This window comes from Curtobacterium sp. SGAir0471 (assembly GCF_005490985.1).
Taxonomy (GTDB): domain Bacteria; phylum Actinomycetota; class Actinomycetes; order Actinomycetales; family Microbacteriaceae; genus Curtobacterium.
In genome coordinates this window covers 1,321,296-1,336,071 of record NZ_CP027869.1, presented here as the reverse complement: position 1 = coordinate 1,336,071, position 14,776 = coordinate 1,321,296, and the positions used below count along the sequence as shown (strand labels likewise).

The 14,776-nt window shown below is 75.4% G+C and carries 14 protein-coding genes and 1 riboswitch; of the genes, 7 read left to right on the top strand and 7 right to left on the bottom strand.

From position 1 onward, the window contains the following. Positions 1-489 precede the first annotated feature (489 nt). Positions 490-1,470, bottom strand: coding sequence for a FecCD family ABC transporter permease (locus C1N91_RS06145; protein WP_137767032.1), 981 nt, complete (start codon positions 1,468-1,470; stop codon positions 490-492). Beyond that, entirely contained in the window at positions 1,467-2,519 is a 1,053-nt protein-coding gene (locus C1N91_RS06140) for a FecCD family ABC transporter permease (protein WP_137767031.1), read from the bottom strand. The genes C1N91_RS06145 and C1N91_RS06140 overlap by 4 nt, the downstream gene beginning before the upstream one ends. 188 nt (positions 2,520-2,707) lie before the next feature. Between C1N91_RS06140 and C1N91_RS06135 the strand changes: the two genes are divergently transcribed. Next, entirely contained in the window at positions 2,708-4,249 is a 1,542-nt protein-coding gene (locus C1N91_RS06135; protein WP_175415929.1) for a S1C family serine protease, read from the top strand. 240 nt (positions 4,250-4,489) lie between these two features. Here the strand turns inward: C1N91_RS06135 and C1N91_RS06130 are convergent, their stop codons facing one another. Then, entirely contained in the window at positions 4,490-5,647 is a 1,158-nt protein-coding gene (locus C1N91_RS06130; RefSeq protein ID WP_137767030.1) for a hypothetical protein, read from the bottom strand. An 88-nt stretch (positions 5,648-5,735) separates the two neighbouring features. Next, positions 5,736-5,996 carry a hypothetical protein gene (locus C1N91_RS06125; protein WP_254678368.1) on the bottom strand — a complete coding sequence of 87 codons (261 nt, stop codon included), beginning with the start codon at positions 5,994-5,996 and terminating at the stop codon, positions 5,736-5,738. A 50-nt stretch (positions 5,997-6,046) separates the two neighbouring features. On the opposite strand from C1N91_RS06125, the gene C1N91_RS06120 reads away from it, so the two are divergent. Then, the gene (locus C1N91_RS06120; protein WP_058729205.1) at positions 6,047-6,409 is read left to right on the top strand and encodes an RNA-binding S4 domain-containing protein; all 363 of its coding nucleotides are present in this window, start codon (positions 6,047-6,049) and stop codon (positions 6,407-6,409) included. 17 nt (positions 6,410-6,426) lie between these two features. On the opposite strand, the gene C1N91_RS06115 is transcribed toward C1N91_RS06120, so the two are convergent. Continuing rightward, a complete protein-coding gene (locus C1N91_RS06115) occupies positions 6,427-7,371 on the bottom strand; it encodes a J domain-containing protein (protein WP_137767029.1) in 945 nt (314 codons plus the stop codon). A 340-nt stretch (positions 7,372-7,711) separates the two neighbouring features. Further along, positions 7,712-8,464, bottom strand: a complete 753-nt coding sequence (locus tag C1N91_RS06110) for a phosphotransferase (RefSeq protein WP_137767028.1) — start codon at positions 8,462-8,464, stop codon at positions 7,712-7,714. A 150-nt stretch (positions 8,465-8,614) separates the two neighbouring features. Between C1N91_RS06110 and C1N91_RS06105 the strand changes: the two genes are divergently transcribed. Continuing rightward, positions 8,615-9,256: a GntR family transcriptional regulator gene (locus C1N91_RS06105; RefSeq protein WP_217496465.1), complete on the top strand. Its 642-nt coding sequence runs from the start codon at positions 8,615-8,617 to the stop codon at positions 9,254-9,256. Next, positions 9,253-10,506 carry an MFS transporter gene (locus C1N91_RS06100; protein ID WP_217496464.1) on the top strand — a complete coding sequence of 418 codons (1,254 nt, stop codon included), beginning with the start codon at positions 9,253-9,255 and terminating at the stop codon, positions 10,504-10,506. The genes C1N91_RS06105 and C1N91_RS06100 overlap by 4 nt, the downstream gene beginning before the upstream one ends. Before the next feature lie 17 nt (positions 10,507-10,523). On the opposite strand, the gene C1N91_RS06095 is transcribed toward C1N91_RS06100, so the two are convergent. Further along, complete coding sequence (locus tag C1N91_RS06095) at positions 10,524-11,456, bottom strand: NUDIX domain-containing protein (RefSeq protein ID WP_137767026.1); 933 nt, start codon at positions 11,454-11,456, stop codon at positions 10,524-10,526. Positions 11,457-11,524: 68 nt separating this feature from the next. After that, positions 11,525-11,620: riboswitch (TPP riboswitch) on the top strand. Between C1N91_RS06095 and thiM the strand changes: the two genes are divergently transcribed. The 3 genes from thiM (at position 11,609) to thiD (ending at position 14,684) form a co-directional block, all read left to right on the top strand. Next, positions 11,609-12,490 carry a hydroxyethylthiazole kinase gene (gene thiM, locus C1N91_RS06090; RefSeq protein ID WP_137767025.1) on the top strand — a complete coding sequence of 294 codons (882 nt, stop codon included), beginning with the start codon at positions 11,609-11,611 and terminating at the stop codon, positions 12,488-12,490. (Overlaps the previous riboswitch by 12 nt.) Next, positions 12,487-13,155, top strand: a complete 669-nt coding sequence (gene thiE, locus C1N91_RS06085; protein ID WP_137767024.1) for a thiamine phosphate synthase — start codon at positions 12,487-12,489, stop codon at positions 13,153-13,155. Before thiM ends, thiE begins: the two co-directional genes overlap by 4 nt. Further along, positions 13,152-14,684, top strand: a complete 1,533-nt coding sequence (gene thiD / locus C1N91_RS06080; protein ID WP_137767023.1) for a bifunctional hydroxymethylpyrimidine kinase/phosphomethylpyrimidine kinase — start codon at positions 13,152-13,154, stop codon at positions 14,682-14,684. Before thiE ends, thiD begins: the two co-directional genes overlap by 4 nt. Positions 14,685-14,776 lie beyond the last annotated feature (92 nt).

Here is a 14,776-nt window from a genome sequence, read left to right as displayed (position 1 = left end):
CAGTCCTTCGTTCCTCACGGACCAGCGCTCCGTCGGGTCGGGCGCTGTCGGGTGTCCGGTCGGTCGGGACGACGGTACGAGGGATCCCGGCGGACGCCGACACCCGAACGGGGGGTCGGGGGCGTTGTGTGCGGGATCGCGCAGTGCGGTGCCGCATCGCGTGGGCCGCACGCGGCTCCCCGCACGGGCCGCAGGGCCGCACGGCGCGACCGTTTCGAGGCCTGGACCGAGCGCTGCCGGGCGGCACGGAACGACATCACCATGCGCCGGACGGGAGGCGCGGCACCGGCCCGCCCCGCGCCTGGCGTCCGGCCGGACACCCGTTCCTTCCCAGAACGACTGAGATGGGATGCGGAAGCGGGCGTACCTGGTGGATGAGGACGACCAGGTACGCCCGGAACGACCAGCTACGCCCGGCAGGCCCAGGTACGCCCGGAACGACCAGGTACGCCCGGCAGGCCCAGGTACGCCCGGGCTCGGGCGCGGCCGCTACCGGCCGCGCGCGAGCAGCCAGAGCAGGTACGGCGCCCCGACGACCCCCGTGACCACCCCGACCGGCAGCGCGTTGCCGGGGATCGCGAACTGCGCCACCAGGTCGCTCGCGAGCGTCACGACGGCGCCGACCACGGCGACCACCCCGAGCGCGACGCGACCGTTGCCGACGAGCCGGCGTGCGATCGGGGCGGCCATCAGCGCGACGAAGGCGACCGGTCCGGCGGTCGCCACCGCCCCCGCGGTCAGCCCCACGGCGGTGAGCAGCAGGAGCACCTTCGCCCGGTCGGGCCGGAGGCCGAGCGCGGCCGCGACCTCGTCACCGAGCGCGAGGACCGTCAGCCGTCGGGACTGCGCGAGGGCGGCGGCCAGGAGCACGACGACGGCGACCGCGAGGATGCCGACGAGCGTCCGGTCGACGGCGTTCAGGCTGCCGGAGAGCCAGAGGAGCGCGGTGCCGGCCTGCTGCACGGTGCCGGCGGTCAGCATCCACCCGGTGACGCTCAGGCAGATCGCGGCGACCCCGATGCCGACCAGGACGACCCGGTTGCCGGTGATGCCCCGACGCCACGAGAGTGCCGCGATGACGACGGACACGAGCACGGCTCCGACCACGACGGAGCCGAAGAGCACCCCGCCGCTCGCCCCGAAGAGCACGATCGCGGTCAGGCCGGAGGCGCTCGCGCCCGAGGTGATGCCGATGACGTCGGGGCTCGCGATCGGGTTGCGGACGACGCTCTGCACGATGCCGCCGGCCGCTCCGAGCGCGGCACCGACCAGCACGGCACCGGCGACCCGGGGCCCGCGGAGCTGCCCGATCACGAAGTCCGACACGGTGTCACCGTGACCGACCAGTGCGCCGGCGACCTGCAGCGGCGAGAGCGGGATCTCCCCCACCCCGAGGCCGACGAGCACGAGGGCGACCAGGAGCACGAGCACCGCGCCGAGGACGACGAGCTCGCGGCGGAGGGCGGTCACAGGCCGGTCACCACCCGCGACCGGACGAGCCAGATGAAGACCGGGGCGCCGATGAGGGCGGTCACGATGCCGACCTGCAGCTCCCCCGGGTACGCGACGACGCGCCCGATCACGTCGGCGACGAGCAGGAGCGCGGGTGCGACGAGCGCGGACAGGAGGATCGTCCAGCGCTGGTCGGGTCCGCTCAGTCGGCGGACGGCGTGCGGGACGGCGAGGCCGACGAACGCGATCGGTCCGGCGGCGGCCACGGCGGAGCCCGCGAGCAGGACCGTCACGACCCCGCCCACGACGCGGACGAGGACCACGCGCTGGCCGAGCGACGCGGCGAGCTCGTCACCGAGCGCGAGGGTGTTCAGCGAACGTCCGAGTCCGGCGGCCACGACGAGCCCGAGGAGCACCGGGACTGCGACGACCCCGGCGGTGCCGAGGTCCTTGCCGGCGAGCGCGCCGACCTGCCAGAAGCGCAGCTGGTCGAGCAGGCTCTGGCTCGAGACGAGGACCGCCGTCGTGATCGACGACAGCGCGGCGGCGACCACCGCCCCAGCGAGCGCGAGCCCGACCGGTGACAGACCGCGGCGGGCGACGGCGGCGATGCCGTAGACGAGCAGTGCCGCGAGTCCGGCACCGACGAAGGCGAAGGGCAGGTACGCGGCCGTGCCGCTGATGCCGAACACCGCGATGCCGACGACGACGGCGAGGGCCGCCCCGGCGTTGATGCCGAGGATGCTCGGGTCGGCCAGCGGGTTCCGGGTGACGCCCTGCATCACGGCGCCGGCCACCCCGAGCGCGGCGCCCGCGAGCAGCCCGACGATCGTCCGGGGCACGCGGTTGCCGAGGACGATCAGCCCGACGTCGTCGTTCCGGTCCGGGTGCAGGACGACGTCGACCACGGTGCCGAGCGGGATCGGGCGCGAGCCGAACGCCACGGAGAGCGCGACGGCGACCACGAGCACGGCGACCGCGAGCAGCGCCGCCCCGACGAGACGGGACCGCGAGGCAGGTGCCGGGCGGGGCCGGACGACGGGGGTGACGGGTGAGGACGCGCGCATGGGAGGTGCGGCAAGCCTAATCCCGCACCCCGTTCGGCGGCCCCCGAGGAAGCCCGGAGCAGCCACCGGGCCCGTTCATAGGGTCGTCATGGGTTCGGCTCCTGTACTGGTCTCCGTCGACGCCCGACCGGGTCGTCGAGGAACACACCGCCACCCCCGGGTGGTCGAGGGATGACCGGAGAGCACCCATGAACGAGAACCCCGCCGACGACCAGCGCGCGACCGACCGCCCCGGCTGGGAGGCCCCGCACGCCGACCGCGACACCCTCCGCCCCGCATACGCCTTCGACGGCAGCGGCCCGTGGCTGTACGGCACCGACGGTTCGGGGCCCTACGCCTACACGCCCGACGGCCGCGGCCCCTACCTCGTCGGCAGCGCCGCCCTCGGCGGCACCTCCCACCAGGTCGCCACCGCGTACGGCACGACCGCGCACGGTGCGACGAACGCGGCTCCCACCGTCGGCTCCACGCCCTGGGGCTGGACCTCGGGCGCGGCGGCGGCGAACCACCCCGGCACGAAGCGCCCGCGGCGGCTCGGGCTCGTCATCGGCTCGGGTGTCGCCGCGCTGGCCATCATCGGCGCGGCCGGCGGCACCGCCCTCGGGCTGTCCTCCCACGGCACGACGACCACGTCGAGCCAGTCGCAGGGCTCGACGACGCTGCCCGGCGGCGGCTCCGGTACGAACGGCGGAACCGGTGGCACGAACGGCTTCACCGTCCCCGGCTACGGCGGCGGCTCGGGCAGCGACGGCAGCAGCGGGAGCAGCGGCAGCGGCAGCGGCAGCGGTACGGGGACGCAGACCGCCGCGACCCCGGCGACGACCGCCCAGAAGAAGGGCGTCGTGACGATCGACACGGTCATGAACTACGACACCTCGTCGCAGGCCGCGGGCACCGGCATGATCCTCACCTCGGACGGCTTCGTCCTGACGAACAACCACGTGGTGCAGGGCGCCACGAGCATCTCGGTCACCGACGAGACGACCGGCAAGCAGTACCGGGCCGAGGTCGTCGGCACCGATGCCACGCACGACGTCGCCGTCCTCAAGCTGCAGGACGCCTCCGGCCTGTCCACGGTGGCGCTCGACGACGACGGCGAACCGTCCACCGGGGACGCCGTGACCGACGTCGGCAACGCGGAGGGCACGGGCAACCTCGTCGCAGCAGCGGGCACCGTCACCGCGCTCGACCAGGACATCCAGGTGCAGAGCGAGTCCGGCACCGGCACCGAGTCGCTGCAGGGCCTCATCCAGGTCGCCGCGCAGATCGTGCCGGGCGACTCGGGCGGCCCGGTCCTGGACAGCGAGGGCGAGGTCGTCGGCATGGCGACCGCTGCGTCGTCCGGGTCCGCCGAGGTCACCGGGTACGCGATCCCGATCACGACGGCGAAGGCGATCGCCGACAAGATCCTCGCCGGGGAGTCCTCCGACACCATCACGATCGGCCTGCCGGCGTTCCTCGGCGTCGAGGTGGCGTCGACCGCGACGTCGCAGACCACCGCGGGGGTCCCGGTCGCCGGGACCGTCGACGGCTCGGGTGCGGCGGCAGCGGGTCTGGTCGCCGGCGACACGATCACGAGCCTCGACGGCACCGCGGTCGCGAGCAACGACGCGCTGACGGCGGCGATCCGCTCGCACGCCGTCGGCGACCGCGTGCAGGTCGGCTACACCGACGCGTCCGGTGCAGCGCACACCGTGACCGTGACGCTGACCGCGGGCCCCGCCGCCTAGCGAGCAGGGCCAGCAGCAGCAGCCGCAGGCTCAGCCCAGCAACGCCCGCACGAGGGACCGGTACACGTCGGCCCAGCGGGCACAGTGGACCGGCACGTCGTCAGCCCAGCAACGCCCGCACCAGGGACCGGTAGACGTTGGCCCAGCGGGCACAGTGGACCGGCACGTCGTCAGACCAGCAACGCCCGCACCAGGGACCGGTACACGTTGGCCCAGCGGGCACAGTGGACCGGCACGTCGTCAGACCAGCAACGCCCGCACCAGGGACCGGTAGACGTTGGCCGGGGAGTCGGACCGGAAGGCCGTCTCCCCGGCCTCCGTGCGTCCGACCCTGGCGAAGCCGATCCCCTCGGCGTGCACGACGACGACCGGTGCCGGCCGCCCCGGCCGACGGATCGACGAGACCGTCCACGGCGCCGCCCAGAAGCGCGCCAGGCGCGGGTCGGCCTCGGCGACGGCCGCCGGCAGGTCCGGCGCGGTCGCGGCGGTCCCCGTCCTGCGGGACAGCAGGTCCGCACCGACCGACCCCGTGCGGAACGGGAAGGTCCACGACGGGCGGATGCCGAGCCTCCCGGCCGCGAACGCGACCACGCGCTCGACCGGCAGCCGGGCGACGGTGCCGCCCGTCTCGTCCGTCCCGTCGACGACGGTCTCCGACCAGGCCTGGAGGCGCGTGGCCCGCCCGTCGGGCAGCCGCTGTTCCAGGGTGACCGGCTGGGTGTCGTCGGCCCAGGGGGCGAGGAGCTCCTGGGTGGCCTCCGGGAGCGTCCCGAGGCGACCGACGAGCCCGGTCTGGACGAGTTCGCGACCGGCGGGCGAGCGCAGGAGCATCGGGTCCCACCGGCGGCCGGCCAGGCTGCGCAGGGTGGTCAGCGCGTCGGGCCCCAGGTGCGTCCCGTCGAGCTGCGGTGCCGGCGCGGCGACCGGCAGGGCCTCGAGCTCGCGCTGCGGTCGGGACGGTGCGGGCTCGGTGGCGCGGACGGACTCGAGCACGCTCGACACCAGGTCGTCGGTGGCGAGCATCCGGGTGAGCGGCCGCTCGACGGTGAGGTCGACGCGGTGACGGCCGGTGACGAAGAGCAGGTGGGTGCCGGTGACGTCGCCCTCCTCGTCGGGGCGGACGTACTCGACCAGGCGGGCCGGCGCTCCGGCGGCGGTCCACGGGTCGCAGCCGATGAGCCGGAGCCCCTCGACGGAGCCGGGCAGGCGTTCGAGCAGGCTCGTGTGCTCCTCGGCGATCATGCGCTCGGAGGGGCGGGAGCGGACGGTCAGCACCACGTCGTCGCCGGTCAGCCGGAGGTCGGCCTGCGGGGCGTCCTCGCGGCGCCAGCGGTCGGGACGGCGGAGGGTGAGGCGGGAGGTTCGGTCCTCGGTGCCGAGCGGGGCGGGGACGGCCATGCGTCGAGGCTACGTGGCGGCCGCTGCGGGGACGCCGACGGCTCGCCGGTGACCGGCGGCGAGGGCTGCGGCGACGGCGACGGCGCCGTCAGGGTCGGCGGGGCCGGGGCGAGGGTGGCGGGGGCACGGGCTTCGCCGCGACGACGTCGGCGAGCCGGACCTCGAGGGCCCCCCGGCGTGTCTCGATCGTCACCGTGTCGGCGGTGCGGGCGGTCAGCGTGCCGAGGGCGTCCTGCGCGCCGCCGCCGTGCCGCGCCCGCACCACGAGCCGGTCACCGAGCGCCGCGTCGGACAGCACGCCGAGCGCCAGTGCCCGGGCGAGGGCGTCCTGCTGCCGCGGTTCCTGCACGCGTCGAGCGTAGGGCCTGCTCGCAGGACCGGGCCGCCTAGGCTGGGCGGATGGAGAAGGCACGCGTCGACAGCTGGATCTGGGCGGTGCGGATCACGAAGACCCGCTCCGCGGCGACCAGCGCGTGCAAGGCCGGCCACGTCCGGGTGAACGGCGAGCGCGCGAAGCCGGCCCAGCCGATCGCCCCCGGGGACGAGGTCCGGGTCCGCCAGCACGGCTTCGACCGCGTGGTGGTCGTGCGGGGCATCATCCTCAAGCGCACGAGTGCGACCGAGGCGGCGAAGCACTTCGAGGACCGCACCCCGCCGCGGCTCCCCCGCGAGGAGGCCGGGTTCGTCCCGACGCGCGACCGCGGGGCCGGGCGTCCGAGCAAGCGGGAGCGCCGCGACCTCGAGAAGCTCCGCGGGTACTGAGTCCCGGGTCGGCCGCCTCAGACGAAGCGGACGGTCTGCTGCAGGCGGTCGCGGATCTCGAACACGTCGACGGAGCCCTCCGGCGAGAACACCCCGTTCAGGACCTGTCCCAGGGCGCTCCGCCGGACCAGGAGCGCGGTGGGCTTCCGCGCCGGGCCGACGACCTGGACGTCCTCGTCGACGGCGGCGTCCGGTACGACCATCAGCCGCCCGGTGAACTTCACACGCGTCTGCTTCTGGACGGCCCGGGCAGCCCGCACGAGCTCCTTGACCGGGCGCTCCCCCGGTGCCAGGGTCTCGCCGGCGATCTCGCCGTGCTCGATGCGCACCGGCGCTCCCCAGTCGATCGACTCGACGGCCCAGAGTCCGCTCGGGGTGAGGACGGCGTGGTCGAGCTTGCCCTCGGCACCGGCGTCGAGGTCGTGCCAGACGCTCACGCCGATGCCCATCTCGGACACGATCGCGGCCGTCGCCTCCTCGGCGAGTGCCTCGGCGAGGAGGCGCCGGATGTGCCGAGGCGCCGAGCGGACGAGTGCGGGGTCGTATGGGTCCTCGATCGGGTCGCCGAGGCCGACCCACTCGCGTTCGGCCTGCAGGAACACCTCGCGCGAGCGACCACCCGGGTGGCCGTGCGAACGCGCCCGCGGCCGGGAGTCGCGGCGGGCGGTCGGGGGCGCGAAGCCCCCGCCGTCGTCGTGCGACCAGACGGACGAGCCGGACGGGCCGGACGCCGTACGTGGGGCCGACGCGCGCGACCCCGCGTCGTACGCGCGCCGGGCGGCAGGGGTCCCGATGCGCTCCCACGCGATCTGCACCTGGCGGAAGCGTCGGGCGTCGCCGCCGAGGTCGGGGTGGGTCTCGCGGGCGGCCCGGCGGTAGGCGCGACGGAGCTCGTCGTCGTCGGCGGTCGCGGGGACGCCGAGGACCTCGTACGGGGTGGCGTCGGCCGGGCTGTCGGTCATGGCCCTGCGACACTACCCGCTGCAGCATCGGAGTCCGCCGCGTGCGCGCTGGGAGCTGCCGGGAGGCCCGGTGCACGTCCGACGCGTGCGTCCGGTCCCCGGGACGCCGGCGTCAGCACGAGACGCCTCGACCCGACGCTTGCGCCGGGTCCTCGAGACGCCGGTGTCCGGTGGAGACGCCGCGCGCCGGTCGAGACGCCGCGGGATCCAGCGGCGTCTCGCGTGCTGGGCGGTGTCTCGCGTCCACGCCGGCGTCTCGCGTCCACGCCGGCGTCTCGCGTCCACGCCGGCGTCTCGCGTCCTCGTCGGCGTCTCGCCTCGACACCCGTGTCGATGGGGGTCAGCCCGCGGTGACTGCCTCGTGGATCGCGTCGGCGTGCGACTCGATCCAGGTGACGTCCGCGCGGTACAGGTCGGCGTGTCCGTGCTCCAGGTCGCTGAGGAACTTCGGGTTCCCCGCCGCGGCCTCGGTCTCCATCGTCGTGACGAGGGCGACGAGCGACGCCGTCATCGTCTCGACGAGCACCCCGCGGGATCGGTCGTCGAGCCCGTAGGCGCGGCAGAACTCCACCGCGCGGTCGAGGCGTTCGTCGAGCCCCGGCGCGGTGCCGCCCTCGACCAGTCCGGTGGTGAACGGCGCGAAGCGGTAGACGGCGCTCGCCACGTCCCAGACCCGCGGTCCGGGGTGCGCAGTGTCGAAGTCGATGAGCCCGACGGCAGCGATGCCGTCGTAGACGCAGTTGTACGGCGCGAAGTCGCCGTGCACGATCGTCTCGACCGGCAGTCGTTCCGCCTGCGACCACACGTCGACCGTCGCGTCGCGCGGGTAGGTCGCCGCGACGTCGTGGTACTGGCGGAGCAGCCGCGCGGAGGTGACGAGGGCGGCCTCGCTCGCGATCTCGGTGCTCCACGGGTAGTTCCCCGCCGTGCCGGGTACGAAGCTCACCGTCTCGACCGCGCCGCCGACGGCGATCGGTTCCGGGGCCGCGACGAACCCCTGCTCGTGCAGGTGCGCGAGCAGCCGGTGGACCGTCGGCGTCCAGGGCCCCGCGGGGCGGTGGACGCGGTCGTCGGCTCTGGTGACACGCTCCATCGTGACCTCCTGATCGGTACGTCTCCGTTGACGTGAGGGTCAGCGTAGCGACGGTGGCCGGAGAATGTCTCGATCCGGTCACGAACGCCGTGTGACGTTCTCGCTGCGCTCGGGATGCAAGCTTGCATGCAAGGCGTAGGATCGGCTGTCGTGAGCGACACCAACACCGAGCTCCCCGCGGCCGAACGGGCCTACGAGCACGTCAAGCGGGCGATCATCCGCGGGGACCTGCCGGGCGGCACCGCGATCAGCGAGAACGCCCTGTGCCAGGAGATCGGCGTCTCACGGACTCCGGTGCACGAGGCGTTCCTGCGTCTCGCGGCCGAGGAACTCATCCTGCTCGGGGCGCGCCGGGGTGCCGTCGTGCGCCCGATGTCCCCGAACGAGGCGGCGGACGTGCTGGAGATGCGCGAGGCGATCGAGTCGACGGCCGCGGCCCGCGTCGTCACCGACGGCCGCGCTGCGGAACTGGCACCGCGCCTCCAGGCCGAGCTGGCGGAACAGGAGGCGGCGGTGGCGGCCGGTGACGTCGACCGGTTCGTCGAGCGGGACGCGGCGTTCCACGCGGCCGTGATCGCGGCGTCGCGCAACGCGATCGCGGTCCTGTTCGCCCGGACGCTGAGCGACCGGCAGCAGCGGCTCCGGCACCAGCTGATGCGGCTCCGGCCGGAGCAGTTGCAGGCGTCGCTCGACGACCACCGCGCACTCGCCGCCGCACTCGACGACGGCGACGCCGAGCGGTACGCCGCGGTCCTCCGCGCCCACGTGGCCTCGCACCGGGGTGCGCTGTGAGCGGTGCGACCGGGAGCATCCCGACCACCGGGTCGGTCGCGGTGCCGGCGAGCCGGGTGGCGCCGTGGGCGATGGTCTGGGGTGCGGTCTTCGTGTGCTCGTGGGGCGGCAACCAGTTCTCGCCGCTGCTGCTCATGTACGAGGAGCGGGCGCACTACTCGTCCCTGCTCGTCAACGCCTTCCTCGGCGTCTACGTGCTCGGGCTCGCACCCGCGCTGCTCGTCGCCGGGTCACTGTCCGACCGGCACGGACGGAAGCCGCTCATGCTCGTCGGCATCGGCGCCGCGGTCGTCGGCAGCGGACTCCTGGCACTCGGGCCGCTGGGGCCGGGGTTCCTGGCGGCCGGACGGCTGTTCTCGGGGGTGACGGTGGGCATCGCGATGGCGGTCGGCAACAGCTGGGTGAAGGAGCTCTCGCAGGGACGGCACGACCCCGGAGCCGACGTCGGCTCGGGAGCACGGCGTGCATCACTGGCGTTCACGCTCGGGTCCGGGATCGGTGCGCTCGTCGCGGGCGGGATCGCGCAGTGGGGTCCCGCGCCCGAGGTCCTGCCGTTCCTCGTGCACGTCTGCGTCGCGGCGCCGTTCGCCCTCGTGGTGTGGCGGGCGCCGGAGACCGCGGTGCACGGCGGTCTGGCCGGGCCGTGGTGGCGGCAGCTCGCGATCCCGAGCGCCGGGCACCGCCGGTTCACGCGGGTCGTCGTCGTCGCCGCGCCGTGGATCTTCGGGTCGGCCGCGATCGGTTACGGGTACCTGCCGACCCGGCTGGCCGGTGCGACCGGCCAGTGGGGGCTCGTGTTCGCCACGGCCGCGACCGTCGTGGCGCTCGGGGTGTCGAGCGCCGTGCAGCCGTTCGCGAAGCGGGTGCACTCGGTGTCCTCGGCGCGCGGGCTCGTGACCGCGGTCGCGGTGGTGACCGTCGGTATCGCGATCGTGCTCCTGGCGATCGAGCTGCAGTCGGTGTGGGTGGGGCTCGTGGCGAACGTGGTGATCGGTGTCGGGATGGGGACCGCGCTGGTCTCGTCGTTGCTCGAGGTGCAGCGGATCGCCGGGTCGCGGGACCTGGCCGGGTTGACGGGGGCGTTCTACGCGGTGGCCTACAGCGGGTTCCTCGCGCCGGCCGTCATCGCGGCGGTCGTGGGTGGCGCCGGGGTGCCGGTGTCGGTGGTCCTGGCCGTCGTGGTCGGGCTCGGCGTGGTGTCGTGGGTGGCGCTGCTGGTGTCGTCGCGGCGCTACGTGCCCGAGGACTGACGGAGCGGCGGTCGGGGCTACTGCTCGCGGAACCAGCCCGGGCCGCGCACCTCGGCGCCCAGGGCCTCGACGCGGGTCCGGAGCTCCCGGTCCGCCGTGACGACGACGACCGGTGCGTGACCGTCGTCGAGCGCCGAGCGGGCGGCCTCGACGATCGCGTCGTCGCCGGAGCCCTCGGCCCGGACGACCGCGACCGAGGCGCCGCCGTGGTCCGCGCCGACCCCGGCCGTCCCGCCGGCACCGTTCCCCGTCGCCGCTGCGGCACGTGCCTCACCCTCGAGCACCACCGTCCACCGAGGCCACCACCGCGCGAACGGCAGCCCGAGCTCCCCCGCGTCCACGCCCTGTGCGGCGAGCGCCGCCACGGACGACAGCAGTCGCTCCGCCGCACCCGCGCGGTCCCGCCACCAGCCGTCCGGCACGCTGCCGACCACGTTCGCCGCGTCGACCACCACGTGCGGGACGGTCTCGATCGCGGCTCGGAGCGCCGGCCACGAGGCACCGAAGCCCGGGTGCAGCGGCAGCGCGTCGACCTCGGCGACGGGCACCCACGACAGTGCGAGGCTCTCGCGGTCGGCGATCACCGGCTCGAACGGGGTCCGGGCCCGGCCGACGACGGTCGTGTAGGTCCAGAACCCGAGGTCGAGCACGGCGGCGTGCCGGAGGTCGATGCCGTCCTCGGGCACCCCCGCTTCCTCGGCGGACTCGCGGAGCGCCGCGGTGACGGCGTCCTCGCCCTGGTGCCGTGCTCCGCCGGGGATGCCCCACGTGCCGCCGTGGTGGCTCCACTCCACGCGGTGCTGCAGGAGCACGCGTCCGGCGCCGTCGTCGACGAGCAGTCCGGCCGCGCCGAAGCGTCCCCAGGCCTTCGTGCCGTCCGGTCCGACGGCCCACGCGTCGCCGGGGTCTCGGGGTCCGGGCGGCGGTCCGGGAGGGGTCACGTCAGGCACCCGTCAACACTGGCACACCGCACCCCCGGTGTGCCCGGAGGACGAAGTCGGACGTCGTGTACGGTGTCGTCCGAGACACGGGGTGCCGCACCGAGCGGCTGAGATCACACCCGTCGAACCTGCTCGAGCTCGTACTCGCGAAGGGATCGTCCATGCACACTGCTGCGCCCGTACCCGGATCCGCCGGCGCCCCGTCCCCGGACTGGGCTGCCCGCACCGCCACGCTGCTCGAGGAGGTGCGCGCCCGCAGCCCCCTGGTGCAGTGCATCACGAACACGGTGGTGCAGAACGTGACGGCGAACGTCCTGCTCGCCCTCGGCGCCTCCGCCGCGATGGTCGACGTCACCACCGAGGCCGGCCCGTTCGCCCGGGTGGCCGACGCCCTGCTCGTCAACACCGGCACACCGCATCCCGAGCCGCGCGCGGCGTCGGTCGAGGCGGTCACCGCCGCGGTCGACGCCGGCACCCCGTGGGTCCTGGACCCCGTCGCGGTCGGCTCGCTGCCGGTCCGCACCGCCCTCGCCCACGAGCTGCTCGCGCTCCGGCCGTCCGTGCTCCGCGGCAACGCCTCGGAGGTCCTCGCACTGCTCGGCGCCGCCGACGGGGGCCGCGGGGTCGACAGCACCGCCGGGACGGACGAGGCACGGGAGGCCGCGCTCCGGGCGTCGGACGGGAGGCTCGTGGGCGCCGTCGCCGTGTCCGGTCCCGTCGACCTGCTGGTCGCGCCGGGTACGGGCGTGGTGCGGGTCGCGAACGGAACACCGCTGCTGACGCGCATCACCGGGGGCGGCTGCGCGCTCGGCGCCGTGATCGCCGCCTTCGCGGCGGTGGTCCCGGAGGACCCCGGCACGGCCGCCGTCGCCGGCACCCTCGTCCACACGGTCGCCGCCGAGCTGGCCGCACGGGACGCCGGCGGGCCCGGCACGTTCCAGCCACTGTTCCTCGACCGCCTGGCAGCGCTGACCCCCGAGGACGTCGTCCGGGTGGCTCGCGTCACGACGCACGTCACGGCACCTGCGGCGGTCCGACCGTGAGCGCCCCGGTGGACCTCGGCGTCTACCTGGTCACCGACCCCGTGCTCGTCGACCGGCACGGCAGGGGCGTGCTCGGCGTCGTCCGTGCCGCGGTCGACGCCGGCGTGCGGCTCGTGCAGGTGCGGGACAAGCAGGCGCCGGTCCGCGACCTCCTCGCCCTGACCGCCGCGGTGGCCGACGCCGTCGGGGACCGCGCGACCGTCGTGGTGGACGACCGGACCGACGTCGCGCTCGCAGCCCGACGCGCCGGACGCCGGGTCGCGGGCGTCCACCTCGGCCAGTCGGACCTGCCGGTCGCCGCCGCCCGGGCGCTCCTCGGGCCGGACGCCCACGTGGGGCTCACCGCGAACACGCCGGAGCACCTCGCCGCCGTCGCGGCGCTGCCCCGCGGCACGGTGGACCTGCTCGGGGTCGGTGTCGTCCACCCCACCGCGACGAAGCCGGACCACCCGCCGGCGCTCGGCGTCGACGGCGTCGCCCGGATCGTGCGCGCTGCTCGGCCGCTCGGGCTCCCGTGCGTCGCGATCGGCGGGGTCGCCCTCGACGACGTCGCGCCGCTGCGGGCGGCCGGTGCCGCGGGCGTCGCGGTGGTGGCCGGGATCTGCGCCGCCGCCGACCCGCACGCGGCGGCAGCGGCCTACGTCCGCGCGTGGAGCGGGGCATGACCGCCCCGGGCGCAGGAACCGGCACCGGCACCGGAGCGTCGGGGCGCACGGGGCACGTCGTGCAGGCTCGACCGGGCGGGCTGCTCGTCCCGCGTGTCCTCAGCATCGCGGGCACCGACCCGACCGGCGGCGCGGGGCTGCAGGCGGACCTCAAGGCGATCGCGGCGCACGACGGCTACGGGATGGGGGTCGTCACGGCCCTCGTCGCGCAGAACACCCACGGGGTCCGGTCGGTGCACGTGCCCGACGTCGGGTTCCTCCGGCAGCAGCTCGACGCCGTGTCGGACGACGTCGTGGTCGACGCGGTCAAGGTCGGGATGCTCGGCACCGTCGAGGTCGTCCGCACGGTCACCGACTGGCTCCGCGAGCACCGCCCACCCGTGGTCGTCGTCGACCCGGTGATGGTCGCAACGAGCGGCGATCGGCTGCTCGACCCGCAGGCCGCGGCCGCGATGGGCGACCTGCTCGCCCTCGCCGACCTGGTGACCCCCAACCGCGCGGAGCTGACCGACCTCGTCGCGCTCGCCGGGGGCACCGCCGCGACACCCCTGGAGGCCGCACTTCTGGTGGCCCGCCGCTGGGACGTCCTGGTGCTCGCGAAGGGCGGCCACGACACCGGCCCGACCTCCGACGACGTGCTCGTCCGGCCCGACGGCTCCGCCCGGACCTTCCGGGGGCCGCGGGTCGCCACGACCAACACGCACGGCACGGGGTGCTCGCTGTCGAGTGCGATCGCGACGCTGGCGGCACGCGACGGCGACTGGGAGCTCGCGGTCGGCGAGGCGAAGTCCTGGCTCACCGAGGCGCTCCGCGGTGCCGACGCCCTGCACGTCGGGACGGGCAACGGCCCGGTCGACCACGGCGCCCGTACCCGTGCGGCCCTGCCCGCGGTGACCTGGACGGACCGGTGGTGGACGGACGTCGCGGAGACCCTCGACGCGACGCTCTCGTGCGGCTTCCTGGAGGGCCTCGCCGACGGCACGCTCGACCCGGACGTGTTCGCCGGGTACCTCGCGCAGGACCTCCACTACCTGCGGGCCTACGAGCAGCACCTCCGGCGCCTGGCAACGGCCTCGGACGGCGACGCCGCAGCGGAGTGGGCCGCAGCCGCACAGGGCTGCGCCGACGAGGCACGGGACCTGCACCACCGCCATCTGGCCGGCACCCACGCCGACGACCCGGTCCACCCGACCTGCGCGGGGTACCTCGCCCACCTGCAGGACGCGGCCGACAGCGGGTCGGTCGGGGTGCTCGCCGCCGCCGTGCTGCCGTGCTTCCGGGTCTACGCCTGGGTCGGGACGCAGCTCGGGCACGCTCCGGAGGGACACCCGTTCGCGGACTGGCTCGGTGCGTACGGGGACCCGACGTTCGCGGCGGCGAGCGCCGCGGCGACCGCACGGGTCGAGGCACTCGCCGCGGCTGCGGACCCGGCGGAGCGGGGGCGGATGGCGCGGGCGCACCGGCAGTCGACCGAGTGGGAGCTCGCGTTCTTCCGGATGCCCACGGAGCCGCCCTGCTGGCGCGGCTGACCGGACCACGGCGGTGGCACCCGCCACGGGACGGACGGGAGGCGCGGGGCGGACAGCAGCCGCGCCTCCCGTCCGGAGCGTCCGCGCGGTCC